We start from the raw sequence: 25,797 nt of genomic DNA on the forward strand, positions 1-25,797 counted from the left end.
GACTCCGTATGTGGTTTAGACTCCTATCGCTTGCCGCGCGAGATCGAATCGCAGCCGAATGAGGACGGTTCGCCGTCTCCAGCATAAGGATCGAGGCACTATGAGCGTTATCGTCAAGGAAAGCCCGCTCAGCGAAAAGGACATGGTCGAACAGGCCGAAAGGGCGCTGGCCGACATTTCCAGGGTGCGCGATGGCATCGGCCGCGTGATTTTCGGCCAGGAAAGCGTGGTGGAACGCACGCTGGTCGCCTTGCTGGCCGGCGGCCACGCGCTTCTGGTCGGCGTACCGGGCCTTGCCAAGACCAAGCTTGTCGAAACGCTCGGCATCGTGCTCGGCCTCGACGCGCGCCGCATCCAGTTCACGCCGGACCTGATGCCGTCCGATATCCTCGGCTCCGAAGTGATGGAGCAGGACGAGAGCGGAAAGCGCTCCTTCCGCTTCATTTCAGGCCCGATCTTCGCCCAGCTCCTGATGGCCGACGAGATCAACCGCGCCTCGCCGCGCACCCAGTCGGCGCTGTTGCAGTCGATGCAGGAATATCATGTCACCGTAGCCGGCGCGCGCCACGACCTGCCCGCGCCGTTCCATGTGCTGGCAACGCAGAACCCGCTCGAGCAGGAAGGCACCTATCCGCTGCCGGAAGCCCAGCTCGACCGTTTCCTGATGCAGGTCGACATCCTCTATCCCGAGCTGGAAGCGGAACGGCGCATCCTTCTGGAAACCACCGGCGTCGATGAGGCGAAGGCCGCAAATGTGCTCAACCCCGAGCGGCTGCGCGAAATCCAGATGCTGATCCGCCGCATGCCGGTGCCGGAGAGCGTGGTCGAGGCGATCCTCAAGCTGGTTCGCTCGGCCCGCCCCGGCCAGGGCGACGCCGAGGCCGACAAGACCATCGCGTGGGGTCCCGGTCCCCGCGCCAGCCAGGCGCTGACGCTGTGCGCCCGGGCACGCGCGCTTTATGACGGACGCCTTGCGCCCTCCATCGACGACGTGCGCGCGCTGGCTGAGCCTGTGCTGCAGCACCGCATGGCGCTGACCTTTGCCGCGCGCGCCGAGGGCATGAGTGTGCGCGACGCCGTGGCGAGGCTTGTGAAGGCCGTCTGATGATGCGGATCGGCGAAGCCCAGGCACCCGAGCAAGCGCGCGAAGCGCTGGCACGCGGCCGCCAGCGGGCCTCGCTAGTGCCTGATCTGCTGGTCGAGGCCCGCCGCATCGTCAACACCGTGATTGCCGGCTGGCATGGCCGTCGCAGGCGCGGTATCGGCGAAAACTTCTGGCAGTTCCGCCCCTACGTCGAGGGCGAGGCGGTGAATCGCATCGACTGGCGCCGTTCGGCCCGCGACGACCATACCTATATCCGCGACCGCGAATGGGAGGCCGCGCATACCGTCTGGCTCTGGGCCGATCCCTCGCCCTCGATGCTCTACAAATCCGCCACGGCGACCGTTTCGAAGGAATCGCGCGCACTGGTGCTGGCGCTCGCCATGGCCGAGCTTCTGTCGCGCAGCGGCGAGCGCATCGCATGGCCGGGCCTGACCGATCCGTTCACCGCGCGCAACGGCGCCGAGCGCATCGCCTCGCATCTTGCCCATGCCGCGAAACTGCCCTCGAAGCCCGACCTCTCCGGCATCCGCCGCTTTTCTGACATCGTGCTGGTCAGCGACTTCCTCGATCCGGTCGAGGAAACCTTCGAATGGCTGGACGTGCTTTCCCGCCACGGCGTGCGTGCGCATCTGGTCGAGGTCGCCGACCCGGCCGAAGAGACCTTCCCCTATGCCGGGCGCACCGAGTTCACCGACCCCGAAACCGGTGAAAAGCTGACCGCCGGGCGCGCCGAAATGCTGGCCGAGGATTATCGCCGCCTCTATCGGGCGCGGCGCGATGAACTGGCGAGCCGCTGCAAGCGCATGGGCTGGAGCTTCACCATCAACCACACCGATCGCCTCGCCTCTGAGGCGCTGGTGCGCCTGCACATGGCGATGGCTGCCGACGGCATGCCGTCAGGAAGGGTGGTGGCATGAGCTGGCTGCCGCTTTCCTTCGGCGCGCCGATGGTGCTTTGGGGCCTGCTCGCGCTGCCGGTGATATGGTGGCTGCTGCGTTTTACTCCACCGAAGCCGCAGACCGAGGTGTTCCCGCCGCTGAAGATACTGGCGCGCGTTTTGAAGCGCGAGGAGACGCCGCAGCAAAGCCCGTGGTGGCTCACCCTGCTGCGCCTTTTGATGGCCGCGCTGATCGTGATGGCGCTGGCCGAACCGGTATTCAATCCGCGCGAGAAACTGCCGACCGATGGCGCAGCGCTTGCGCTGGTCATCGACAATGACTGGGCCGCCGCGCCCGATTGGGACAAGCGCGTTGCCACCGCCGAGAGGCTGATCGCCGATGCGGGCACGACAGGCGTTCCGGTCGTGTTGGCCTTCACCGCCGAAAAGCCCAACGCCGAGATCGGCCCGTTCGATGCGGGTGCGGCGCTCGACCGGCTGCGCGCCACCAAGCCGCGCCCGATCCCGACCGATCGTCCCGCTGTCTATGCCCGCGTTGCCGAGACGCTGGCCACTCTGCCCGGCGCAAGCGTTGCGGTGCTGGCCGACGGCTTGGCCGCAACCGGCGACGAAGCCGCCTTCAACACATTGCTGTCGCAGAACGCCGCCAATGTCGTGTGGGCGGTGCCTGATCGCCTGACACATGTCGGGCTTGCGGCTGCCGAAAACGAAATGGACGGCTTTGCGCTGACCGCCATCCGCGCCGCGGGCAATCCCGGCCCCGGCCAGATCACCGCTGGCGCCTTCGACGACAAGGGCCGCCGCATTGCCGATGCGACGCTAACCTTCGCGCCGGGCGAGACGACGGCCACCGGCACGATGAAGGTGCCGTTCGAACTGCGCAACGACTTCGCAGCGATTGCGCTCGACGGCGAACGCCATGCCGGTGCGGTGCGCGTACTGGACGACAGCTCGAAGCGCCGCCGCGTCGGCCTGTTGTCGCAAGCCGAAGCCGACCAGGCGCAGCCGCTGCTCTCGCCGCTCTACTATATCCGCCGCGCGCTCTTGCCGTTTGCCGATCTGGTCGAGCCGCAGAGCGCCGACCTCGCCGACGCCATTCCGCAGCTTCTGGACCAGAAGCCGGCCATGATCGTGATGGCCGATGTCGGCACCATCCCCGAACAGGCGCACGTCAAGCTGGTCGATTGGGTCGAAAAAGGCGGCACCCTGGTGCGCTTTGCCGGGTCGCGGCTTGCCGCCGCCAGCGCCGGCGATGATCTGTTGCCGGTGAGATTGCGCACCGGCGAGCGCTCGCTGGGCGGCGCGCTGTCATGGACGACGCCGCAACCGGTGACGGAATTTCCGGCGACCGGTCCCTTCGCCGATCTGGCCCCGCCAAGCGAGGTAACGGTGAGCCGGCAGGTGTTGGCCGAACCTTCCGCCGACATCGTTGACCGCACCTGGGCAAATCTCGCCGACGGCACGCCGCTGGTGACCGGCATGAGGAAGGGCAAGGGCACTATCGTTTTGTTCCACATCACGCCGGAAGCGACGTGGTCGAACCTGCCGATCTCCGGCAGCTTCGTCGAGATGCTGTCGCGCATCGTGCAACTGTCGCGCAACCAGGGCAGCATTGCCGCCGCAAACGATACGCCTGCCTCGGCGCTCGCGCCCTACCGCATGATCGCCGCCGATGGCGCGCTGGTGCCGCCGCCTGCCGACGCGCGCCCACTTGCTCCGCAGGCTGCCAGCGCCGTCACGCTGGAAAATCCGCCCGGCCTTTACGGTTCGGAAGCCGGCGTCGTGGCGCACAATTTGTTGAACGCCGACAGCACGTTCACGCCGCTTCAGCGGCCGCAGGTTTCGGCTCCGGTTACAAACATCCAGTATGCCTTCGATGAATCGCATCACCTGAAAGGTTCGCTGGTGGCCGCCGCTTTGGCGCTGATGGTGCTGGATACTTTGGCGGTGTTCTGGATGGGCGGCCTGTTCTCGCGCCGGCCAAAGCTGCGGGGCCGCGCGGCCACTGCCGCCATTCTGCTCGTCGCGCTCGGCGCACTGGCCTTGCCCATCGACAAGGCGCGTGCCGACGACGCCAAGCCGGATGATGCCATCTCCATCGAGGCGATTTCGACCACGCGGCTGGCTTACGTGATCACCGGCGAGCCGGGAGTGGATGCCGTCAGCCGTGCCGGGCTCGAAGGCCTGACCCGCTTCCTGATCGAGAAGACGGCACTTGAGCCGGGCGAACCGGCGGGCGTGGACATCGCCAAGGACGAGCTGTCTTTCTATCCGCTGATCTACTGGCCGATCGATCCGGCAGCGCCGATGCCGACGGAAGCGGCCATCGCCCGCATCGACGCCTATATGCAGCAGGGCGGCACGGTGCTGTTCGACACCCGCGACCAGTTTGCCAACGGCATCGGCGCGGATTCGGCCAGCCCTGCGACCGAAAGATTGCGCGACATCTTGAGCGGCCTGAATGTGCCGCCGCTGGAGCCCGTGCCGAGCGATCACGTGCTGACCAAGGCGTTCTATATCCTTCCCGAGTTTCCCGGCCGCTTCAACGGCAGCCCGCTTTGGGTCGAAGCTTCGCTCGATGCGTCCAACTCGGAGAACCGCCCGGTTCGCACCGGCGACGGCGTTTCGCCGATCATGATCACCGCGAATGATTTCGCCGGTGCCTGGGCCATCGATTCCAGCGGCAATCCGCTGTTGCCCACGGTGCCGTCCGATCCGATGCAGCGGATTTACGCGCTGCGCGGCGGCGTCAACATCATGATGTACATGCTGACCGGCAACTACAAATCCGACCAGGTACACGTGCCGATCCTTCTCGAACGGCTGGGGCAGTGACATGAACTGGTCGCTGTCGTTCGAACCGCTTCTGTCATGGCCGCTTTTGGCGGCGGTGGTCGCTCCGCTGGCGCTGCTTGCGATTGTTGGCCTGTGGCTGCGCCAGCGCGGCGCTTTGTTCCGCGCGGCTGCACTTGTCGCGCTGGCGGCTGCCATGCTCAACCCGGTGCTGCTCGACGAGGACCGCGAGCCGCTGCAAAGCGTCGTCGCCGTCGTGGTCGACCGCAGCCAGAGCCAGGACATCGGCGAGCGCAGCAAGCAGACCGACGAGGCGTTGGCCGGCATCAAGGAAAGGCTGGCGCGCTTCAAGCAATTCGACGTGCGCGTGGTCGAGACCGGAAATGCGGGCGCTGCCGGCGACCGCACCGAGACCCGGCTGTTTTCCGCGCTGGAAAGTGCTGTGCGCGACGTGCCGCCCTCACGCATTGCCGGCGCGGTGATGATCACTGACGGCCAAGTGCATGACGCGCCGGGTTCAGCGCCTGAGTTCAACGCACCGCTGCACGCACTCATCACCGGCGAGGAAAACGAGAAGGACCGCCGCATCCGCTTCGAGAAAGCGCCGCGCTTCGGCCTCGTCGGCAAGCCGCTCGACATGACCTATCGCGTCATCAGCACTGACCGGCAGTCCGGTCCAGTCGATGTGCGCGTGTCGGTCAATGGCGAGCAGGTTTCGGTGGAGCGCGCCTTCGTCGGTCAGGAAATGCCCCTTCAGGTCACCATTCCCAATGCCGGGCGCAACATCATCGAGCTTGCCATTCCCAAGGAAGACGGCGAGCTCACCGAAACCAACAACCGCGCCATCGCGCTGGTGGACGGCATCCGCGAGAACCTGCGCGTGCTTCTGGTGTCGGGCGAGCCGCATGCCGGCGAGCGCACATGGCGCAATCTTTTGAAATCGGACGCCTCGGTCGATCTCGTCCACTTCACCATCCTGCGCCCGCCAGAAAAGCAGGACGGCACCCCGATCAACGAACTATCGCTGATCGCCTTCCCCACGCGCGAGCTGTTCGTGGAGAAGATCAGCGAGTTCGATCTGATCATCTTCGACCGCTACCAGCACCGCGACGTGCTGCCGATCCTCTATTACGACTACATCTCCGAATATGTCGAAAACGGCGGTGCCCTCTTGATCGCAGCCGGCCCCGAATATGCCGGCGAAAGCACGATCGCCAACACCCCGCTGATGGCTGCGCTGCCGGCCATGCCGACGGGCAAGGTCATCGACAAGGCGTTCTACCCTCGCCTGACCGATCTCGGCCAGCGCCATCCGGTGACGCGCGGACTGGACGGATCCGGCAGCGAGCCGCCGCATTGGGGCCGCTGGTTCCGCACCATCGGCATCGAGAACCCCGAAGGCGAAGTGGTGATGAAGGGTGCCGACGACCAGCCGCTTCTGCTGCTCGACCGCAAGGGCGAAGGCCGCGTCGGCATGCTGTTGTCCGATCAGGGCTGGCTGTGGGCGCGCGGCTATGAAGGCGGCGGGCCGCATGTGCAGCTTTACCGGCGTCTGGCGCACTGGCTGATGAAGGAGCCGGAGCTCGAGGAAGAACGGCTGACCGCCGACGGGCGCGGAATAGTGCTGGAGATTCGCCGCCAGACGATGAGCGACGATCCGGGCACGGCGCAGGTCATCACACCATCCGGCAAGACGCTTGCGGTGAAGCTGGAAAAATCGGAGCCCGGCGTATTCCTCGGCAGCGTCGAGGTCAGCGACATCGGCCTCTATCAGGTCGGCAATGGCAACCTTTCGGCACTTGCCCACGTCGGCCCGGTCAACGCGCCGGAATTCGCCGATGTCGTCTCGACCCCCGACAAATTGCGGCCGGCGGCGGAAGCGGTCGGCGGAAGCGTTCGCCGGCTGGCCAGCGCATCGTTGACGGGCGGCATCGCCGTGCCCTCGGTGGTGCCGGTCAGGGGCGGCGGCGAAGCTGCGGGCAACGACTGGATCGGTTTCAGGACGACAGACGACAGCGTGTTGAAGGCCGTCAGCCAGGTGCCGCTGTTCGGCGGCTTCCTCGGCCTTGGCCTGCTGCTGCTTGCACTCGGCTCGATGTGGTATCGGGAAGGAAGATAGGGCAGTAGGAAATGGCAACAGCCCGGTTGCCACCCAAGCAAGACCAGTTCGCGAAGCTGCAATCACATATTGCCCTACTGCCCTACTCGCATACCCCCTATTCTTCAGGCTCCGTCGTGAACGTCAGCGGATAGCCGGCTGCCTTGCCGGCATCCGTGGCGCGGGTTGCCTTGGTTTCGGCAACGTCCTTGGTGAACACAGCGACCACGCACACGCCGCGCTGGTGCGCCGTGATCATGACGCGCTGTGCCTGGTCTGCGTTGAGACGGAACTCTGCCTTGAGCACCCGCACGACGAATTCGCGCGGCGTGTAGTCGTCGTTGAGCAGGATGACCTTGTAGAGCTTTGGCCGCTCGGTCTTGGGCTGCGTTTCGACGCGCGGCCTGACCGGCGGCTCAATGGTCGGACTGGATGATGCCATGACGCCTTACTTCATCATCGCCAGCGGCCAGTTCAAGGGTCCGCGCCCACCGCTCCGGGAGCAACACGCATCCAAGCTGGCGGCACGCATCGCGAAATCCGATTCGAAATCAGAGCTTTCAGGCGCTTTGCTGAATCACTTCAGCAATCGGTTCTACCGCCGCAGCACGGCGCTCAGCACATCGCGAATGCCGATCGATCCGACAAAGCGCGACTGCTCGTCGAACAGCGCAACGGGCGCCGTCTGCGAACGGTGCATGGCAAGCATCACCGTCTTGAGCGAGGTTCCGGGCGTGGCCCAGAACACTTGCGAGGCCTCCTCCGGCTGCTTTTCGACATCGGAACAGGAAATCCATACCGCCGGCTTGCCGTTGCGCTCCGCCGCGACGACCAGGTCGTTCTTGTCCAGCTTGAAGCGCGTGGTGGCGCGGCGGTCGAGCCAGACCCAGCCGCCCTTGTCCGTTTCAAGCTCGCTCTTGGCGCGCATGACGTTCCATGCGGTCAGCACCGACAGCGGGTTCACGTTGGCGATGAAGTCGCGCACATATTCGTTGGCCGGGCGAAGCACGATGTCTTCCGGCGCGCCCGTCTGCACGATGCGGCCGCCTTCCATGATGGTGATGTGGGTGCCGATCTTGAGCGCCTCTTCGAGATCGTGCGACACGAAGATGATGGTCTTCTTCAGCGCCGCCTGAAGCTGTAGCAATTCGTCCTGCAGCTTGGTGCGGATAAGCGGATCGAGCGCCGAGAACGGCTCATCCATCAACAGGATCGGCGCTTCGGTGGCGAAGGCGCGCGCCAGCCCGACGCGCTGCTGCATGCCGCCGGAAAGCTCATGCGCATACTTCTTTGACCACTGATCGAGACCGACGAGCTTTAGCTGCTTGGCGACGCGCTCGCGCCGCTCGGCATCCGGAACACCGGCCAACTCAAGCCCCAAGCCGACATTTTCCTCCACCGTTCGCCATGGCAGAAGGCCGAACTGCTGGAAAACCATCGCCACCTGCTTCTGGCGCAGGCGGCGCAAGGTGGCGTCGTCGCAGCTGACGACATCGACGGTGCGATCACCGTCCCTGACCATGACCTGGCCGCGCGTAACGATGTTGAGCCGGTTGACGGCACGCAACAGCGTGGACTTGCCCGAGCCGGACAGGCCCATGAGGACGGAGATTTCGCCCTCATGCACGGTGAGGTTTGCCCCTGCGCAGCCAAGCACATTGCCGGTCTGTTCGAGGATCTCGGCGCGGGTGGCGCCCTTGTCCACCATGGCCAGCGCATCGCGCGTATCCGGCCCGAAGACGATATCGACGTTCTTGAAATCGACGGCGATGGTCATTTTGCGCCTCCCGTGCGGACGCGGCTCATGCGGTCAAGGATGATCGCGACGATGACGATGGCAAGGCCAGCCTCAAGGCCGAGCGGTATGTTGACCTGGTTCAGCGCCCGCACCACCGGCTTGCCGAGGCCGTTGGCGCCGATCAGCGCCGCGATGACCACCATTGACAGGCACAGCATGATGCATTGGGTGAGCCCCGCCATGATCGTCGGCAGCGCCGCCGGCAGTTCGACTTTCCACAGCAATTGTCGTTTTGTGGCGCCGAAGGCTTCGCCCGCCTCGATCATCGGCTTCGGTACCGAGGTAATGCCGAGATAGGTCAGGCGGATCGGCGCGGGCGCCGCGAAGATCACGGTGACGATCAGGCCGGGCGCAATGCCGAGGCCGAACAGGATCAGCACCGGAATGAGATAGACGAAGGTCGGCATCGTCTGCATCAGGTCGAGGATCGGTTGCAGGAAGCGGTAGCCGCGCTCATTATGGGCGGCCCAGATGCCGACCGGAACGCCGATGGCCATCGAGGCAGCCGCAGCGCCCACCACCAGCACCAGCGTCTCGACCGTATCCTTCCAGAGCCCCTGGTTGATGATGAAGCAAAGGCCGATGGCGACGGCGACGGCAAGTTTCCACGACCGCTGCAGCCGCCAGGCAAGGGCCGCGATCAGGAGCACGAGGATGAACGGCGGCACCATCAACAGGATGTTGATGAGGCCCTGCAGGACGAAGGTCACGCCGTTGGCGATCGCGTCGAAGAACCATTCGAAGTTCGTGGTCAGGAAAGTGAAGAACGACTTTCCCCACTGCCCGATCGGAATCTTGAAACTGCCGATCAGTGTCGAAACCGGATCCATGCACCCCTCCTGTGCCTGTCACGAAAACGGCGGCCAAACGCGCGTGATTTGGCCGCCGTCGAAATTCGTCAGAGAACGAACCGGGATATCAAAGGCCCAGCGCCGACTTGACCGCGGCGGTGGCGTCGCCACCGTCGAAGGTCGTCACGCCATTGAGCCACGGCGTGATCGCATCCGGATTGGCCTTGAGCCATGCGGTTGCGGCAGCCTTCGGCTCGGCGCTGTCGTTGAGGATCGAGCCCATGATCTCGTTTTCCATCTTGAGCGAGAAGACGAGGTTCTTCAGGAACACGCCCATGTTCGGGCACTCGGTGGTGTAGCCGGCGCGCACGTTGGTGTGCACGGTTGCACCGCCGAAGTTCGGGCCGAACACCTCATCGCCGCCTTCAAGGTACTTCATGTCGATGTTGGCGTTCATCGGATGCGGCTCCCAGCCGAGGAAGACGACGTCTTCCTTGGAAGGAACGGCCTTCTGCACCGCGGCCAGCATGCCGGCTTCCGAGCTTTCGACCAGTTCGAAGCCCGCGAGGTCGAACTTGTTGCCGGAGATCATGTCGAGGATCAGGCGGTTGCCGTCATTGCCGGCCTCGATGCCGTAAATCTTGTTGCCGAGCTTGTCCTTGAACTTGGCGATGTCCTGGAAGCTCTTCAGGCCGGCATCGTAGGTGTAGCTCGGCACGGCGAGCGTATACTTCGCGCCTTCGAGGTTGGTGACGATGTCCTCGACCGACTTGTCCTCGAGATACGGCTTGATGTCGGCTTCCATGGTCGGCATCCAGTTGCCGAGGAAGACGTCGATGTCCTTGTTCTTGAGCGAGGTATAGGTCACCGGAACCGACAGCACCTGCACGTCGGGCGCATAGCCGAGCGCCTCCAGGATGACCGAAGTGGTTGCCGTCGTCGCCGTGATGTCGGTCCAGCCGACATCGGCGAAGTGCACGGTCTTGCAGCTTTCAGGCTCGGCGGCGAATGCTCCCGTGCTGACGACCGCCGCCAAAGCAAAAGAAACGGCGAATGATTTCAAAGCCGGCATAAATTTTCTCCCATTGTGGCTATTTGCGACGCTTGAGACGCGCAATTTTGAATTTCTTGTTGAGCCAAACACCATTTTCGTTTGGTTTCAAGCACTAACACATGGCAAACGGCGGCGCGGAATGGCTTCTAAGCGACATCGCAGCGTTTTCCAGTGGAAGCCAGCGCCGTGCCACTCCCTTCGCCGACGACTTGCGCTTAAAGAGTGCCGATGGCCAAGCTCTATTTCAATTACGCAACGATGAACGCGGGCAAGACGACGATGCTCCTGCAGGCGTCGTACAACTACCGCGAGAGCGGCATGACCACCATGCTGTTCGTTGCCGGCCACTATCGCAAGGGCGATACGGGCCAGATTTCATCGCGCATCGGCCTCGAGGCGGACGCCGAGATGTTCCGCGAGGGCGACGACCTCTTCGCCCGCGTCGCCGCCCACCATGAACACACCACCGTGCACTGCGTGTTCGTCGATGAAGCGCAGTTCCTCGACGAGGAGCAGGTCTGGCAACTGGCGCGGGTTGCCGACCGGCTGAACATTCCGGTGATGTGCTATGGCCTGCGCACGGATTTCCAGGGCAACCTCTTTTCCGGCTCGCGCGCGCTTCTGGCGCTGGCCGACGACCTGCGCGAAGTTCGCACCATCTGCCGCTGCGGCCGCAAGGCGACGATGGTGGTTCGCCTCGGCCCCGACGGCAAGGTGGCGAAGCAAGGCGAGCAGGTTGCCATCGGCAAGGACATCTATGTGTCGCTGTGCCGCCGCCATTGGGAAGAGGAAATGGGCCGCATCGCGCCCGACGACTTCATCGGCTTTGCCGGCTGACCAGAATCAATTTCCTAGAAATTCCGCATAACGCGTTGGTTGGAAAATATATTTCGGCATGACGTGCAATTGATCCGCAATGCCCCTATATAGGCTCCTCTCGCTATGTTCCCGGCGCTCCTCCATCCGAGCCCCGGGTCATGTCCCACAAACATCCAAAGGAAGAAGGCAGATCATTGCAGGTTCTTGTTCGTGACAACAATGTCGACCAGGCTCTCCGGGTCCTGAAAAAGAAATTGCAGCGCGAAGGCGTGTTCCGCGAAATGAAGGAACGCCGCGCTTACGAAAAGCCCTCCGAACGCCGCGGCCGCGAAAAGGCCGAAGCCGTCCGCCGCACGCGCAAGGCCGCCCGCAAGCTGGCCATCCGTGAAGGCCTGATTGCCGGCCCCGTCAAAAAGCCGCGGCCCGAGCGCAAGCCGGCAAGCTCCGCAGGCGTCTGAAAACGCCGAACATGCATCACGGGGCCGGACCTGTTCCGGCCCCGTTGTTGTTTTCGAAACAACGATCCGCATCGCGCCTTCACATAGAGTTGAGCGCCACCTATATTCGCCGCTGCTCGCAAAACGCGAACCACGCCGAATCTGGAGGCCCCGATGGCGACGTTGCAGAATTTCGACGCTGAAATTGCCAAGACCAAGCAGGTCGTCGAGGACATGCGCTCGAAGATCGAGCAGTCCGGCACGGTGCTTGAGACCTTGGCCGAAGCCGACAAGAAGATCGGCGATGCGAACTTCGACATCGAAAATGCCCGCATCCAGGACGTGCTCAACCAGCAGAAGGTGATGGAAGGCAACATCGCCGACCTCATCATCGGCCTCGAAGACGCCACCAACGTGTTCGGCGCCGAATTCGAGAGCATGAAGAACTACACGGGCTGGGAAAAATTCATCGGCATCTTTTCCAAGCAGCGCCAGCAGCGCATGCGCTCGGACCGCGTGCGCAACATGTCGCTGGCCGGCAACCTGCAGGAATTGCTCACCAAGTCCGACACCATCGTCGGCATCCTGAAGGCGCAAAAGCAGGTGCTCGACACCCGCTACAAGACCTCCGAGACCAGCCTTGGCCAGGTTATCGAGCGGCGCAAGGCGACCATCGAAAACCTCACCGCCACGCAAAAGCGCATCGAGGAGCTGAACCCACTGCTGCTCGACATCGAAAACCGGATCGCAGCCTCGACCAACCAGACCGAGCGCACCAAGCTCGAAGGCGAACGCTCGAAACTGGCGACCGAATACAACGAGAAGCAGGCCAAGGAGCAGGAGCTTTTGGCCGAGAGCCAGACGCTGGAACGCTACACTTCGATGTTCCAGACCTTCGTCGATTCGCTCAACAACCAGATCGCCGCGCAGGCGACGCTGATCAACAAACTGACCATCGACACCGAGCAGCGCATCGTCCTCTACAAGGCGCTGGAAGATTCGTTGAAGACGGCCGCCCAGCAGGACGTCGCCCACAAGATCAACACGCTTGGCTCCAAGGTCGACACCACCGCCGAGGAAACCATGGCCGGCATCGGCGCCGCCTCGCAAAAGCACATCGGCGACCTTCTCGAGCTGCATGAGAAGAACATGGTGGCATCCGCCGACATCCAGCGCCGCAAGAAGCTGGCCGACGACGCCTTTGCCCGCCGCTTCGACGACGTGCTGAAGAAGCACAACGCCTCGAACTACGTGCAGTCGTAAGATCGATCCGGCGGGCACCGCATGAGCGCCGAAACCGACGCCGCCGAGCGCTATTTCTCCTCGATCGCCGCAGCACTCGGCGGGCTCGAAGTGTTCATGCGCGACGACCGCTCGCCGCTCTACCGGCACGGCATCGTCGCCCGTATCGTCGCCGAGTATATCACGCGGCTGGAAAAATCCTTTTCCTGCTGGCGCAATCGTCTCGGCTTCCAGGAAACCTTTCGCATCTCGCGCGCCGAGAGCGGCTATCCGGTGTTCCAGAACCTGCTCGAACTGGAAAACGACCGCCGCCAGGCAGACCAGCGGCTGGCCAACATTCCGGCACCCGACGAGTTGCGCGCCGAAATGGCCGACTTCATCCTGCGCCGCAAGGAGTTTCCCAAGGCGCTGCAAAAGTCGATGGCCGAGCGGCTCTATCTGGAAGACGTGAAGAGCGAGGAGACGTTCGGCCCCTTCTCGCTGTCCGAAACGGTCAAGGTCTCGGTCAACCCGAAGTCCGGCCTGCCCTATTATCTCGTCCACTGGGCCGCGTTCGACGGCGCCGCCAATCTGCCGGTGGTCTATATGGTCACGGTGGAGGATTCGACCGAGGCGATGGTCGGCCAGCTTGTCACCAAGGACGGCAAGCTGAACGAGAAGGTGGAAATTCCGCTGCCGGTTGAAGGCCTGCTCAACCCCGAACTGGCGCACAAATTCGACGACTTTACCGAGAAGAATTCGGCCTATTCGCTGGCGCCGATGACCATTGCCGTCAATCTCGACCGCGATTTCGAAACGCTGCACCCCAAGCAGTTGCGCCGCGTGGTGCTGGGGCCGTTCTATACGGCGGGCATTACCGAGAACAATTCGACCGTCAGCGAAGTTCTGGCCAAGGTGCGCAAGCCGGAAAACGCCTGGCTGCTCACCTGGACCATCCAGGAAGTCTATTCCAAGGGCGAGAAGCCGGGCCGCAAAGGCCTGTTCTCCAGCGAAAAGACCACGCAGGAATTCTTCATCAACACCGATGACCTTGAAGCGACGCGGCAGGGCGTATCAAGCTACGAGAACCACGCGCTGGTGCCGCACGAAGCCTATCAGGCGCTCTACGCCGCCGGCGAGGTGCAGAAGGTTTTCTCCGGCTACAAGGTCCACATTCTGTCCAACGGACAGGTGATTTCGGATGTTTGATTGCGCTTGGGCGGCCCCTCACCCTTACCCTCTCCCCGCAAGCAGGGAGAGGGAGTCGCCGACGTCGAAGCCTCCCTCTCCCCGTTTTTCACGGGGAGAGGGTAAGGGTGAGGGGCAGCGCGACAAGTCCAAGCAGCAGCGGAGCGCATGACATGGACACCGGCCTGACCACCATCCCGGAAGCCGATATCGAAAAGCATCGCGCAACCGCGCAGAGCTTCATCACCCGCATCGTCGTGCTGGAGGATCCGTCACGCGAATCCGGCACTGCGTTGGCCGGCACCAACCGCCGCTTCGTCTCCACGGTCTCGACCGGCTCCGTGCGCCGCACCCGCGAAGTCGAGTTCACCAAGACGGTCGGCGCGGTCCATCCGGACGACCAGTTGCTCACCATCCCGCAGCACACGCTGCTCTACCGTGCCCGCCGCGGCATCGCCATTGCGCTGGCGGTCTCGGACGTGTTCGCCCAGAACTCGGACCTTGAAAGCCTGAGGGCGGAAAACACCCGAGCGCCCTTGCAGGGCGAGCAGGCCAACAGCTTCAAGAAACTGCTTTCTGCTTCCGCCTATGTTGCAGCCTTCAGTTTCGCCGCCTACCTCGCCCAGTTGATCGACGGCGACGGCGAAGCGCCGAACGATGTCGCCGAACCGGACTTTTTGTTCGACACGCCGCAGGACGCCGTGAAGTCGATCATCGCGGGCCTCGACAGCGCCATTGCCGGCTCGAAGGACGATGCCGACCTCACCACGCGCGCCAAGGCGCTCGCCCGCGTCGCCATCGATGGGCTATTGCAGCGCAAGGGCCGCTTCGACGGCACGCTCGGCCCGTTCGAAAATACGCATATCCGCATCGACGCCGACGACTTCACGCTCGATGGCTTCGATGTTGCTCCCGGCAAGCGCTCCAAGCCTTTGGTCATGACCTTCAAGAAGCCGGAAGAGGTCGTCGGCAACCACATAGCCAAATACCAGTCGATGAAGCTGGCCAAGATGCTGATGGCCTACGACTTCGACCGCCAGATGAACCCGTTCGTTGAGCTGGGCGGATTTCTGTTCACCTTCATCGGCGACGGCGCGCCCGGCACCGGCAAGACCACGCTGATCCAGATGATCGCCGGCCTCGTCAACGGTTATTGCCAGGTCGCGGGCTACCAGTTCGTCTACGAGAATTTCGGCGTCGACCAGATCTCGTCCTATCAGGGCAAGTCGGGCCAGAACTGCCGCCAGTTCATCAACAACGTGCTGAACCCGCGCGCCATCGGCTTCGGCACCATCGACGACATCGACCAGGTGGCGGCGCGCCGTTCCGACGACCGCGCCTCCGCCGGCCAGCAGGAAATCACCGGCGTTTTGATGGACGCCTTTGCCGGCGCTTCGACCGTCGTGCGCGGCAACTGCTCGTTCGGCATGTTCTCCAACTATCCCGAAAACGTCGACGATGCGCTGCGCCAGCGCGCCGGCGCACGCTGGCTGGTGGACGGGCCGCAGACGCGCAACGACTACATTGATATTTTCGTGCTTCTTGCTGGAAAGAATCACAAAATCCCGCTCGGCGAGCACGACCTTTATGCAGCGCAGGAAATCCAGCGCGCTGTGGCCGATGCCTATGAAGGCCACGACAAGCCGCAGGAAGACGGCCTGATGAAGGTCTACGAGCGCTTCATGAAGGAGAACGGCGAGCCGAAGACGCTGGCCGATGTCGGCGACTACCTCCACCGCATCAAGGAAGCCGAGCCGCGCTTTACCGGCCGCGCCATCAAGAACGTCACCGACGCCATCAAGATGCGGGCCATGGACATCGAGCTGCCGGACGACTGGTTCGCTGCGCCCGACACCTTCATGCGCAAGACCTACGACGAGAAGAAGGCGATGATCGAGGAACTGCGCGGGCCGTTCTCGATGGACATGGTGGTGCAGGAGATCAACCGCTACGCCGATTCCGAATTCCGCTACTCGGACAAGTCCGACGATTCCGCCGTCGAGAAGCTCCTGCGCGACGCCCGCCTGCGCGAACGCGCCGTGCGCGAGATGGAGGAGTTGAAGAAAAAGGGGCTGTGGAGCTGATCTTTCTTCTCCCCGTTCACGGGGAGAAGGTGCCCGAAGGGCGGATGAGGGGCGGCACGATGCGTGGCGGAAACGAACCCAAAGTGGCGAGAGCCAGGGAACTGAGGCACAGTGAGAACGAAGCAGAAGAGAAGCTGTGGTATGAACTGCGCGGTCGAAGACTCAATGGATTCAAATTCGTAAGGCAGCTTCCTATCGGCCCGTATTTCGCTGACTTTGCGTGCCGGGAGCGCAATCTGGTCATCGAGGTCGATGGAAGCCAACACGCAGGTAGCGCGGCAGATTTGTATCGTGACAAAACAATGAATCAGAACGGGTGGTCTGTTTTGAGAGTTTGGCACGCGGATGTGCTGGCCAACCGACGAAATGTGCTCGACACGATCGTCGCAGCACTCGACGGCAGTCTGGCAAAGAAATTGGTCGCAACTGATATGAAATTCATGCCTTCGACGACTATCGAGAAAAGAACATGAGTGTCAGCGCCGCCCCTCATCCGCCCTGCGGGCACCTTCTCCCCGTGAACGGGGAGAAGGGATGAGCAAATTCCCCCTTCTGCGCGACAATGCCCTGATCTACGGCCGCCTTTTGCCGGTCGAGGAACCGCACCTTATCGAGCGCTACAACAAGGCGCTGAAGGCATTCGGGCTGAAGCCGACCAAGCTGAAGAGCTTCGAGATCGACCGCACCGGCTTTTCCCCGCAGGTCGCCGAAGAATTCGACGACTACGACTATCTCGACCCGAACGGCATCAACCGCCGCTTCATCATCCTGACGCCATCGCAGCGCGACCTGCCGGTGGTGCACACTGCTTTCTCCAACACCTCGCAACTGATGTTCGAGTTCATGTCCAAGAACCAGCGCGCCATCGATGCGCTGACCATCAAGGACGTGATCTACGGCGAGATCGAGGATTCGGTATCGAAGGTCGAGGACATCGAGGACCTGTTGTCCATCAACCAGGTCGAGTTCCGCGTGCTGTCGGCGGAGGACGTACTGGGCAAGGCGGCTGAGCTTGGCAAGTTGGTCAACCGGCTGAAGCAGGAGCCGGACGCCTGGCGCAACGACAAGATGCTCGAAGAGATGGTGGAACTGGCCAAGGTGTGCGGCGACATCCGCGAGAACACTCTGGTGCCGGACCAGGTCATCTTCCGCCACAACGCCTACTGGACCAGCCATTTCGGCGGGCTTTACGTGTTCGTCGATCCCGACGCCACCACCGTCATCGGCGATCCGGCGGCTCCGGGCTTCCGCCGCTCGCGGCCGTGGCAGGTCAGCTACCTGTCGATCCACGATGCCGACAAGGTGTTCCGCTTCCTCGCCGGAACGGGGCGCATCGAACTGCCCCGCGCCTCTTGGATCGAATCCTCCGGCTATCTGGAACACCGCGCCGAAATGGTGGTGCGCAGCCTGATCCGCGAGGCCGAGCCGAAGCGCAATCTTTCCGATGTGGACAAGGTCTGGCTGCAGACCTGGATCCACAGCAACGCCGACATGATCAACCGCGACGGCAACTTCCCCTTCCTCAACGCAGCCAAGCGCGAGATTAGGCAAGTGGGGCAGTTGCGGCTGGAAGAGGTCTTCCCCCTGCAGCGGTTCCTTGTCGTGCGCGCCAAGCCAGACCATCCCGATGCATGGCTGACCAACCGGTTGATCTCGGACTTCGTCCCTTCGGATTTCGTCTCGCGCTATGTCTTCAACAAGCAGGGCTTCTACAAGGATTACGAGGGTTTCAGCCAACCCTGGCGCGAGCATGTTGTGGACATTCTCAAAACCACATACTTGAAGGACAAGGTGGCGTTTCGCACACGCCTCTACGGTCTGGCCGATTGAACCGATGCGAGGTGAAACGTCATGCTTGATCCGATCGTGAACTTCGTCACCAAGGTGTTTCAGCTCATCGGCCGGGGTATCGGCTTTCTCATAGGCATCATCTTGTGGCCGTTCATGTGGGCGGGCCGCTGGTATAACCAGCGCGGCTGGACGCTGAAGGCGGTCCTCGGCGCGGTCCTGATCGTCATCGTCGGCCTCTACGCCTATTTCTTCTACGTCACCCAGTGGTGGACCAACTTCAATCCCGACTACCCCAACGCCTTGGCGGCGGAGACCAGCAAGACGCTTGCCGGCGACCCCGTGGTGCCCAACGTTGCCAACCGCACAGCCACCACTTCGCAGGCCAGCAGCGCAGCCACCACGACCGCTCAGGCGTCGCAAAGCTGCAAGCCTTCAGCCATCGCCGCCATTTCCGCCGATCTGATTGACTTCAACGTCAACCAGAACGCCTGGATTTCGTCGATGGTCATCTCGAAGATCGGGCTGTTCGGCATCGAATGGCGGCGCACGCCCTTCTTCGACAACAAAGCCGCCTTCCAGCTTGGCATCAACCAGGTCATGCGCCGCACCACGACCGAGCTTGTCGATACGCTCGGCCGCGTGCGCGGCACTTCGCAAATCGACCAGAACCTTCAGGACGCGCGTACCGCGCTCGCCTGGAACGAGGACGCTTGGTATGTCGGCTGGCGCGGCCCGACCCGTCCCACGCCAAGCGTCTACCGCGAGGCGATCGGCAAGCTGCGCGGCTTCAACTCCAGCCTCGAGAAGTGCCAGGCGACCTTCGACGCCCGCGCCGACAATCTGATGCAGTTCCTCGACCGCATCGCCGGCGATATCGGCTCCACCTCCGATATACTGCGCGCCCGCATCGAGGCTTCGGACGCAGGCTGGTTCGACCTGCGCGCCGACGACCGCTTCTGGTTCGCCTATGGCCAGCTTTATGCCTATTACGGCGTGCTGGTGGCGGCGCGCTCCGACTTCGCGGCCATCATTGCCGAGCGCAACCTGACCGCACTTTGGACGCGCATGGAGCAGCAGTTGCGCAACTCGCTCGACGTGCAGCCGTGGATCATCTCCAACGGCAACGAGTCGAGCGCGTTCTTCCCGTCGCACCTCGCCACGATGGGCTTCAACCTGTTGCAGGTGCGGTCCAATATCGTGGAGCTGAGGTCGGTGCTGGATCGCTGATCCGGCACTTATGCCGTTGCGACATTCTGTCGTTTTCCGCGCATCCCGCGCCTGTTTTGGGATGGCGGCGAAAGTGCGGTCGCGCTTCTATGCGCGACCCCTCGACAACACCCTCAGCCGACGACATCTAAAACGGGAATTGAGCCATGGCGGAAGTAAAGAGCGATATATCGATTGCACGTGCGGCAAAGAAGAAGCCGATCCAGGAAGTAGGCGCGAAGCTCGGCATTCCGAATGCCGACATCATCCCATACGGTCATGACAAGGCAAAGATATCTGCGGAATTTACGTCCAGGATCCAGGACAACAAAGACGGCAAGCTGATCCTTGTGACGGCGATCAACCCGACGCCGGCTGGCGAAGGCAAGACGACGACGACGGTTGGTCTGGGCGACGGCTTGAACCGCATCGGCAAGAAGGCGGTGATCTGCATTCGCGAAGCCTCGCTTGGTCCGAACTTCGGCATGAAGGGTGGCGCTGCCGGCGGCGGCTATGCCCAGGTCGTGCCGATGGACGACATGAACCTGCACTTCACCGGCGACTTCCACGCCATCACCTCGGCGCACAACCTTTTGTCGGCCTTGCTCGACAACCACATCTACTGGGGCAACGAGCTTGGCATCGACACGCGGCGCGTGGTGTGGCGCCGCGTCATGGACATGAATGACCGGGCGCTGCGCGAGATCGTGGTGTCGCTGGGCGGCGTTGCCAACGGCTATCCGCGCGAGGCCGGCTTCGACATCACCGTTGCTTCGGAAGTCATGGCGATCCTGTGCCTTGCCAAGGATTTGAAGGACCTCGAGAAGCGCCTTGGCGACATCATCGTGGCCTATCGCCGCGACAAGAGCCCGGTGTTTGCGCGTGAGCTGAAGGCGCACCGCGCCATGGCGGTGCTGCTGAAGGACGCCATCCAGCCGAACCTGGTGCAGACGCTCGAGAACAACCCGGCCTTCGTGCATGGCGGCCCGTTCGCCAACATCGCGCATGGCTGCAACTCGGTGATGGCCACCACCACCGCCCTGAAGCTCGGCGACTATGTCGTGACCGAGGCCGGCTTCGGCGCTGACCTTGGCGCGGAAAAATTCTTCGACATCAAGTGCCGCAAGGCTGGCCTGAAGCCTGCCGCTGCCGTCATCGTGGCCACCGTTCGCGCCATGAAGATGAATGGCGGGGTGAAGAAGGAGGACCTCGGTCCTGAGAATGTCGATGCGGTGAAGAAGGGCTGCCCCAACCTTGGCCGCCATATCGAGAACGTGCACCAGTTCGGCGTTCCGGTGGTGGTGGCGATCAACCACTTCTATTCCGACACCGATGCCGAGATCGCGGCGCTGAAGGCCTATGTCAAGGAGCAGGGGGCGGAAGCGATCCTGTGCAAGCACTGGGCGCATGGCTCGGCCGGCATCGAGGAGCTTGCGAAGAAGGTGGTCGAGATCGCCGAGGGCGGCACCTCGCAGTTTGCGCCGCTCTATGGCGACGAGCTTGGCCTGTTCGACAAGATCGACACCATCGTCAAGCGCATCTATCGCGGCTCGGAGGCGATTGCCGACAAGTCGATCCGCGACCAGCTGCACCAGTGGGAGAAGCAGGGCTACGGCAATCTTCCGGTGTGCATGGCCAAGACCCAGTATTCGTTCTCGACCGACCCGAACCTGCGCGGTGCGCCGACGGGCCACACCGTTCCGGTGCGCGAGGTTCGCCTTTCGGCCGGGGCCGGCTTCGTCGTCGCCATCTGCGGCGAGGTCATGACCATGCCGGGCCTGCCCTCCAAGCCGTCGTCCGAGGACATCCATCTCGACGACAATGGCGACATCCAGGGCCTGAGCTGACAACGGGAAAGCGAGGGAGTTTGGTGATGGCATCTGTAATAGACGGCAAGGTTGTAGCGGCGGATGTCGTTGCCAAGGTGAAGGCCGAGGCGGACAGGTTGATCGCCGAGACGGGCGTCGTGCCGGGCATTGCGGTGGTCATCGTCGGCCATGATCCGGCCAGCCAGGTCTATGTCGCGTCGAAGGGCAAGAAGGCCAAGGAATGCGGCTTCAACTCTGTCGAACACGCGCTGCCGGCTGAAACCAGCGAGGAAGAGCTGGTGGCGGTGGTCGAGAAGCTGAACGCCGATCCGGCCATCCACGGCATCCTCGTGCAATTGCCGTTGCCGGGCCACATCGATTCCGGCCGCATCATCCAGACGATCGCGCCGGAAAAGGACGTCGACGGCTTCCACTTCATCAATGTCGGCAAGCTCGGCACCGGCGAACTGGACACGGCGTTCGTGCCGTGCACGCCGGCCGGCTCGATGCTGTTGATCGAACGCGCGCTTGGCCGCGATCTCTCCGGCTTGAGCGCTGTCGTGGTCGGCCGCTCCAACATCGTCGGCAAGCCGATGGCCAATCTGTTGCTCAACGCCAATGCCACGGTGACGATTGCCCACAGCCGCACCAAGGACCTGCCGGGCCTGTGCCGCAGCGCCGATATCCTGGTTGCCGCCGTCGGTCGCCCCGAGATGATCAAGGGCGACTGGGTCAAGCCGGGTGCAACCGTCATCGATGTCGGCATCAACCGCCTGCCGGCGGACGCCAACGGCAAGGCGCGCCTTGTCGGCGACGTCGCCTATGACGAGGCTGCGGCCAATGCCGGTTCGATCACCCCGGTGCCGGGCGGCGTCGGTCCGATGACCATCGCACTCCTGATGGCCAACACCGTCATCTCCGCTTCCCGCGCCGCGGGACGGAAGGCAGTCGCCGTAGGAACGATCACCTGAAACAGACGGCGGAGCCGATGCACGCAATCATTGGGGTTCGCAAAGCGGTCACGACGAGGCTCTTGATTGTCGAGCGCAATCCGCTTGTGGTCGCCGCGCTCAAGGACATGATCGAGCAGGATCACAGGTTCGAACTCACCAGCGTGGCAGAGGGTGGCGAGGCGCTTCTGGCGATGTTGGAATCCGACCAATCGGCGTTCGACGTGGCGATCGTGGGTTGGAGACTGTCGGACATGAATGCCGGTGATGTGTTGGAAGAGGTCCAGCGCCGCAACCTGCAAACCAGGATCGTCATCTTCTCCAATGACCACAACGTCGCCATCCTGCGCAAATGCGTGCAATTGGGCGCGCAGGGATTCTGCTATCAGTTCGACAACCCGAACGTGCTCTTCGACACCGTTCAGGCCGTTGCCAACGGGCGTATCTGCATTCCGTATATCGACGTCTCCAAAATCGGCGAAACGTCGCTTTCACGACTGACGCCGCGCGAACTCGAATTGCTGTCCGTGCTTGCCGACGGCTGGACAAACCTGCAAATCGCGACGCGCACCGGCATCTCGGAAAACACGGTGAAGTACCATTTGAAGAACCTGTACGACAAAATCGGCGTTCATAACCGGGCTATGGCGGTGGCCCACTTCATCGGTGAAAGACGTTCGAAGCGATAAACCTGCCCGCTTCGTGGCTCATCGTCGATTCCCGCGGAAAGACAGCTCTCCCGCGTGGGTGGAGCCGACCAAAATTGCGCCGATTGCGGTTTGCTGCGGGCTCGCATCAATATGCGGCTTGAACGGTATATTTGATTGAATATAACCAGCCGACACCGTCGTCACCGTTGGGATCCGACATGAACATTTTCAAAGTTCTGCCAGTCGTTCTAGCACTGCTTCAATTCATCTTGTTTCCTGCGGCCGCAATGGCGGAGCGGCTCTTTGTCGATGCCGCCGGCCGGTCGGTCAAACTGCCTGACCATATCGAGCGCGTTCTTTCGGCAGGGCCGCCTGCGTCCGTGCTCCTCTATGTATTGGCCCCGCAAAAGATGACCGGATGGGTGCGCGCTCCCTCGGATCATGAAAAGCAGTTTCTTGCCGAGCCTTATCGCGACCTGCCTGAAACCGGGCGGCTGACGGGGAAGGGCAATACGGCGAACATCGAAATGGTGCTGGCCATGAAACCGGACATCATCATCGATGTCGGCAGCGTCGATTCCACCTACGCCTCGCTTGCCGATCGCGTTCAGGAACAGACCGGCATTCCATATGTGTTGATCGATGGCGCCTTTGCGCGCACGCCGCAGACCTTGCGCGAAGTCGCTGGCTTGCTCGGCGTTGAGGCGAGGGGAGAAGAACTGGCGAGCTATGCCGAAAAGACGATGGCTTGGCAAAAGGAATTGGTTGCCGGCGTGCCCGAACAGCAGCGGCCGCGCGTTTACTACGGGCGGGGGCCTGACGGGCTGGAAACCGGTGCCGCCGGCTCGATCAACATGGAAATCCTAGGTGCGGTCGGGGCCACGAATGTTGCTGCGCTTGCCGGTTCCGGCGGACTTTCCAATGTTTCCATCGAGCAGGTGCTGTCATGGAACCCTGATGTCATCCTCACGCTCAAGCCGGACTTCCAGAAGTCGGTGCTCCAGGATCCGTTGTGGGCCGGTGTCAAGGCGGTGAAGGAGAAGCGCGTCTACCGGGCACCGACGCTGCCCTTCGGCTGGTTCGATTCACCGCCGGGCGTGAACAGGTTGATGGCGGTAACCTGGCTGACCGGCGTGCTCTATCCGGGATTGACCGATATCGACTTGCGCCAGAAGACATCCGAATTCTACCAACTGTTCTACGGGGTCGATCTTTCGGCTGGTCAGTTGGACGAGCTGCTGTCAGATTCCTCGGCTAAATGAGTTTGCCAAAAACCGTTCGAGAAGCAGAAGACCGGCATCCCGATGCTTTTGGGAGGGTGGGTCGGTTCGTTCCGCCAGTCCTGCTTATCCTGGTCATCCTGATTGCCATGTCCGCGGGAAAGTATCCCATTTCCGTGGCCGATATCGCTCGCGTGCTGTGGTGGCGATTGATCGGCGAACCGAGCGGCCTTGATCCAAACATCGACACGATAATCTGGAATGTCCGCATGCCCCGCGTTGTTTGCGGGTTTCTCGTGGGGTCTGGTCTCGCGGTGGCAGGCGCGGTCTATCAGGGACTTTTCCGCAACCCGCTGGTGTCGCCGGACATACTTGGCGTATCGGCTGGTGCGAGCCTTGGCGCGGTGGCAGGTATCTTCCTGTCGTTGCCTGTGCTGGCCATACAGGCGCTGGCGTTCGGGGGCGGCCTCGGTGCAGTCGCATTGGTCTACTTCATCGGCTCCATGGTGCGCGGACGAGATCCGGTTCTTGTTCTGGTGTTGGCGGGCGTGGCCATAGGCGCGTTGCTGGGGGCCTGCATTTCGCTTTTGAAGGTGCTTGCCGACCCCTACAACCAGCTTCCTGCAATAACCTTCTGGCTGCTTGGCAGTCTCGCCAGCATCAACACCAGCGACATGGTTTCGATCCTTCCGGCGATGGCTCTCGGGCTCGTACCGATGGTCCTGCTGCGCTGGCGCATGAATCTGATGACGCTGGATGACGAGGAGGCGAGGGCGCTTGGCGTGGAGACCGGGAAAATGCGCCTGGTGCTGGTGTCGGCTGCAACCTTGATGACGGCTGCAGCCGTTTCGGTCTCCGGCATAATCGGCTGGGTAGGGCTGATCATGCCCCACATCGCGCGCAGCCTTGTTGGCCCGGATTTCGGCAAGCTCTTGCCTGCATCTCTCATGCTCGGCGGCGGCTATCTGGTCGCGGTCGATACCGCCGCGCGCATGGCTGCCGAAATCGAAGTTCCCCTAGGAATCCTGACTGCGGCTATTGGGGCTCCGTTTTTCCTGTGGCTGCTGGCCAGTGGCCGCAAGGGTTGGCAGTGATGCTTTCGGCAAGGGACCTCGCCTTCGGCTATCGTGGACGTCCAGTCGGCCGCGGCGTAACCCTGAAGGTCAATCCAGTTAAGGTCCTGTGCCTTCTGGGTCCCAATGGCTGCGGCAAAACCACGTTGTTTCGCACCCTGCTCGGATTGTTGCCTCCGCTTGGGGGCCAACTCGAGTTTCGAGGCAAGCCTGTGCAGAGTTTCGGCAGGGCCGAGTTCGCCCGACATGTGGCTTATGTTCCGCAAGCAAATTCCGCCTATTTTCCATTCCAGGTTTCCGAGATGGTGACGATGGCGCGCGCCAGCCGCATCGGGGTTTTTGCGACGCCTTCTGCCAAGGACCGCGCGATGGCACGGTCAGCTCTGGAAAGGCTGAACCTTGGTCACCTCGCCGATCGGACGTTTACAACACTGAGTGGAGGCGAGCGGCAGATGGTGCTTATCGCGCGCGCACTCGCCCAGGAAGCCGAGCTGATCGTGATGGATGAGCCCACCGCAAGCCTCGATTTCGGCAACCAGACCCGAGTGCTCGATTGCATCAACGAGCTGCGCCGCACCGGTCTCGCCATAGTCTTGTCGACGCATGACCCGGGCCATGCTTTTGCCTGCGCGGATGAAGTGGCTCTGATGAAAGATGGGCAGATTATCGGATTTGGACCGCCTGCCACGGCCGTTACGGCGGCGACGCTGAAGCAGCTCTACGGTGTTGAAGTTGCGGTCGAATTCATGCCGGCGGCCGATCGGTCGATATGTGCGCCGGTACTCGGGAACACGCAAAGGCAAGGCTAGGCAT

At 62.6% G+C, this 25,797-nt stretch carries 22 protein-coding genes; 18 read left to right on the forward strand and 4 right to left on the reverse strand.

Features of this window, described 5'->3' with window-relative positions:
- Positions 1-100: 100 nt before the first annotated feature.
- From ACODTY_RS02300 to ACODTY_RS02315, 4 genes are read left to right on the forward strand one after another with little or no spacing between them, the layout of a single operon-like run.
- Positions 101-1,105: an AAA family ATPase gene (locus ACODTY_RS02300; RefSeq protein ID WP_488992679.1), complete on the forward strand. Its 1,005-nt coding sequence runs from the start codon at positions 101-103 to the stop codon at positions 1,103-1,105.
- On the forward strand, positions 1,105-2,022 hold the full coding sequence (locus ACODTY_RS02305; protein WP_488992680.1) for a DUF58 domain-containing protein: 918 nt from the start codon (positions 1,105-1,107) through the stop codon (positions 2,020-2,022). The genes ACODTY_RS02300 and ACODTY_RS02305 overlap by 1 nt, the downstream gene beginning before the upstream one ends.
- Positions 2,019-4,838, forward strand: coding sequence for a DUF4159 domain-containing protein (locus tag ACODTY_RS02310; protein ID WP_488992681.1), 2,820 nt, complete (start codon positions 2,019-2,021; stop codon positions 4,836-4,838). Before ACODTY_RS02305 ends, ACODTY_RS02310 begins: the two co-directional genes overlap by 4 nt.
- A 1-nt stretch (position 4,839) precedes the next feature.
- Positions 4,840-6,915, forward strand: coding sequence for a hypothetical protein (locus ACODTY_RS02315; protein WP_488992682.1), 2,076 nt, complete (start codon positions 4,840-4,842; stop codon positions 6,913-6,915).
- 97 nt (positions 6,916-7,012) lie between these two features.
- Here ACODTY_RS02315 and clpS read toward each other — a convergent pair whose 3' ends face one another.
- The 4 genes from clpS to ACODTY_RS02335 all read right to left on the reverse strand — a co-directional run bounded on the left by clpS (position 7,013) and on the right by ACODTY_RS02335 (position 10,555).
- Entirely contained in the window at positions 7,013-7,336 is a 324-nt protein-coding gene (gene clpS, locus ACODTY_RS02320; RefSeq protein ID WP_488992683.1) for an ATP-dependent Clp protease adapter ClpS, read from the reverse strand.
- Between the two features lie 153 nt (positions 7,337-7,489).
- Positions 7,490-8,671: a choline ABC transporter ATP-binding protein gene (choV, locus tag ACODTY_RS02325; protein WP_488992684.1), complete on the reverse strand. Its 1,182-nt coding sequence runs from the start codon at positions 8,669-8,671 to the stop codon at positions 7,490-7,492.
- Positions 8,668-9,522: a choline ABC transporter permease subunit gene (gene choW / locus ACODTY_RS02330; protein WP_488992685.1), complete on the reverse strand. Its 855-nt coding sequence runs from the start codon at positions 9,520-9,522 to the stop codon at positions 8,668-8,670. Before choW ends, choV begins: the two co-directional genes overlap by 4 nt.
- A gap of 88 nt (positions 9,523-9,610) precedes the next feature.
- The gene (locus ACODTY_RS02335; protein WP_488992686.1) at positions 9,611-10,555 is read right to left on the reverse strand and encodes a choline ABC transporter substrate-binding protein; all 945 of its coding nucleotides are present in this window, start codon (positions 10,553-10,555) and stop codon (positions 9,611-9,613) included.
- Positions 10,556-10,765: 210 nt separating this feature from the next.
- On the opposite strand from ACODTY_RS02335, the gene ACODTY_RS02340 reads away from it, so the two are divergent.
- The 14 genes from ACODTY_RS02340 to ACODTY_RS02405 all read left to right on the forward strand — a co-directional run bounded on the left by ACODTY_RS02340 (position 10,766) and on the right by ACODTY_RS02405 (position 25,793).
- Positions 10,766-11,374, forward strand: a complete 609-nt coding sequence (locus tag ACODTY_RS02340) for a thymidine kinase (protein ID WP_488992687.1) — start codon at positions 10,766-10,768, stop codon at positions 11,372-11,374.
- Positions 11,375-11,550: 176 nt separating this feature from the next.
- On the forward strand, positions 11,551-11,814 hold the full coding sequence (gene rpsU / locus ACODTY_RS02345; protein WP_488992688.1) for a 30S ribosomal protein S21: 264 nt from the start codon (positions 11,551-11,553) through the stop codon (positions 11,812-11,814).
- A gap of 153 nt (positions 11,815-11,967) precedes the next feature.
- Positions 11,968-13,056 (forward strand): hypothetical protein, encoded by a 1,089-nt coding sequence (locus ACODTY_RS02350; protein WP_488992689.1) that lies wholly within the window; start codon positions 11,968-11,970, stop codon positions 13,054-13,056.
- 21 nt (positions 13,057-13,077) lie between these two features.
- Positions 13,078-14,223, forward strand: coding sequence for a hypothetical protein (locus ACODTY_RS02355; RefSeq protein WP_488992690.1), 1,146 nt, complete (start codon positions 13,078-13,080; stop codon positions 14,221-14,223).
- Between the two features lie 152 nt (positions 14,224-14,375).
- Positions 14,376-16,286, forward strand: coding sequence for an AAA family ATPase (locus tag ACODTY_RS02360; protein WP_488992691.1), 1,911 nt, complete (start codon positions 14,376-14,378; stop codon positions 16,284-16,286).
- 59 nt (positions 16,287-16,345) lie between these two features.
- Positions 16,346-16,759, forward strand: coding sequence for an endonuclease domain-containing protein (locus ACODTY_RS02365; RefSeq protein WP_488992917.1), 414 nt, complete (start codon positions 16,346-16,348; stop codon positions 16,757-16,759).
- A gap of 61 nt (positions 16,760-16,820) precedes the next feature.
- Positions 16,821-18,116, forward strand: coding sequence for a DUF6638 family protein (locus ACODTY_RS02370; protein WP_488992692.1), 1,296 nt, complete (start codon positions 16,821-16,823; stop codon positions 18,114-18,116).
- Between the two features lie 21 nt (positions 18,117-18,137).
- On the forward strand, positions 18,138-19,304 hold the full coding sequence (locus tag ACODTY_RS02375) for a DUF2333 family protein (protein WP_488992693.1): 1,167 nt from the start codon (positions 18,138-18,140) through the stop codon (positions 19,302-19,304).
- A 146-nt stretch (positions 19,305-19,450) separates the two neighbouring features.
- Positions 19,451-21,130, forward strand: coding sequence for a formate--tetrahydrofolate ligase (locus ACODTY_RS02380; RefSeq protein ID WP_488992694.1), 1,680 nt, complete (start codon positions 19,451-19,453; stop codon positions 21,128-21,130).
- Positions 21,131-21,156: 26 nt separating this feature from the next.
- Positions 21,157-22,062, forward strand: coding sequence for a bifunctional methylenetetrahydrofolate dehydrogenase/methenyltetrahydrofolate cyclohydrolase FolD (gene folD / locus ACODTY_RS02385; protein WP_488992695.1), 906 nt, complete (start codon positions 21,157-21,159; stop codon positions 22,060-22,062).
- A 17-nt stretch (positions 22,063-22,079) separates the two neighbouring features.
- Entirely contained in the window at positions 22,080-22,730 is a 651-nt protein-coding gene (locus ACODTY_RS02390) for a LuxR C-terminal-related transcriptional regulator (protein ID WP_488992696.1), read from the forward strand.
- Positions 22,731-22,909: 179 nt separating this feature from the next.
- On the forward strand, positions 22,910-23,953 hold the full coding sequence (locus ACODTY_RS02395; RefSeq protein WP_488992697.1) for an iron ABC transporter substrate-binding protein: 1,044 nt from the start codon (positions 22,910-22,912) through the stop codon (positions 23,951-23,953).
- Positions 23,950-25,005: a FecCD family ABC transporter permease gene (locus tag ACODTY_RS02400; RefSeq protein WP_488992698.1), complete on the forward strand. Its 1,056-nt coding sequence runs from the start codon at positions 23,950-23,952 to the stop codon at positions 25,003-25,005. The genes ACODTY_RS02395 and ACODTY_RS02400 overlap by 4 nt, the downstream gene beginning before the upstream one ends.
- Positions 25,002-25,793 (forward strand): ABC transporter ATP-binding protein, encoded by a 792-nt coding sequence (locus tag ACODTY_RS02405; RefSeq protein WP_488992918.1) that lies wholly within the window; start codon positions 25,002-25,004, stop codon positions 25,791-25,793. Before ACODTY_RS02400 ends, ACODTY_RS02405 begins: the two co-directional genes overlap by 4 nt.
- Positions 25,794-25,797: the final 4 nt, after the last annotated feature.

This window comes from Mesorhizobium sp. FG116 (genome assembly GCF_057809835.1).

Coding starts and splice junctions, on each gene's coding strand:
- ACODTY_RS02355 (WP_488992690.1), top strand. CDS start 13,078: ATGAGCGCCGAAACCGACGCCGCCGAGCGCTATTTCTCCTCGATCGCC.
- choW (WP_488992685.1), bottom strand. CDS start 9,522: ATGGATCCGGTTTCGACACTGATCGGCAGTTTCAAGATTCCGATCGGG.
- choV (WP_488992684.1), bottom strand. CDS start 8,671: ATGACCATCGCCGTCGATTTCAAGAACGTCGATATCGTCTTCGGGCCG.
- ACODTY_RS02305 (WP_488992680.1), top strand. CDS start 1,105: ATGATGCGGATCGGCGAAGCCCAGGCACCCGAGCAAGCGCGCGAAGCG.
- ACODTY_RS02360 (WP_488992691.1), top strand. CDS start 14,376: ATGGACACCGGCCTGACCACCATCCCGGAAGCCGATATCGAAAAGCAT.
- ACODTY_RS02380 (WP_488992694.1), top strand. CDS start 19,451: ATGGCGGAAGTAAAGAGCGATATATCGATTGCACGTGCGGCAAAGAAG.
- ACODTY_RS02390 (WP_488992696.1), top strand. CDS start 22,080: ATGCACGCAATCATTGGGGTTCGCAAAGCGGTCACGACGAGGCTCTTG.
- ACODTY_RS02315 (WP_488992682.1), top strand. CDS start 4,840: ATGAACTGGTCGCTGTCGTTCGAACCGCTTCTGTCATGGCCGCTTTTG.
- ACODTY_RS02400 (WP_488992698.1), top strand. CDS start 23,950: ATGAGTTTGCCAAAAACCGTTCGAGAAGCAGAAGACCGGCATCCCGAT.
- ACODTY_RS02395 (WP_488992697.1), top strand. CDS start 22,910: ATGAACATTTTCAAAGTTCTGCCAGTCGTTCTAGCACTGCTTCAATTC.
- ACODTY_RS02365 (WP_488992917.1), top strand. CDS start 16,346: ATGCGTGGCGGAAACGAACCCAAAGTGGCGAGAGCCAGGGAACTGAGG.
- ACODTY_RS02375 (WP_488992693.1), top strand. CDS start 18,138: ATGCTTGATCCGATCGTGAACTTCGTCACCAAGGTGTTTCAGCTCATC.
- ACODTY_RS02370 (WP_488992692.1), top strand. CDS start 16,821: ATGAGCAAATTCCCCCTTCTGCGCGACAATGCCCTGATCTACGGCCGC.
- ACODTY_RS02300 (WP_488992679.1), top strand. CDS start 101: ATGAGCGTTATCGTCAAGGAAAGCCCGCTCAGCGAAAAGGACATGGTC.
- ACODTY_RS02335 (WP_488992686.1), bottom strand. CDS start 10,555: ATGCCGGCTTTGAAATCATTCGCCGTTTCTTTTGCTTTGGCGGCGGTC.
- ACODTY_RS02310 (WP_488992681.1), top strand. CDS start 2,019: ATGAGCTGGCTGCCGCTTTCCTTCGGCGCGCCGATGGTGCTTTGGGGC.
- clpS (WP_488992683.1), bottom strand. CDS start 7,336: ATGGCATCATCCAGTCCGACCATTGAGCCGCCGGTCAGGCCGCGCGTC.
- folD (WP_488992695.1), top strand. CDS start 21,157: ATGGCATCTGTAATAGACGGCAAGGTTGTAGCGGCGGATGTCGTTGCC.
- ACODTY_RS02350 (WP_488992689.1), top strand. CDS start 11,968: ATGGCGACGTTGCAGAATTTCGACGCTGAAATTGCCAAGACCAAGCAG.
- ACODTY_RS02340 (WP_488992687.1), top strand. CDS start 10,766: ATGGCCAAGCTCTATTTCAATTACGCAACGATGAACGCGGGCAAGACG.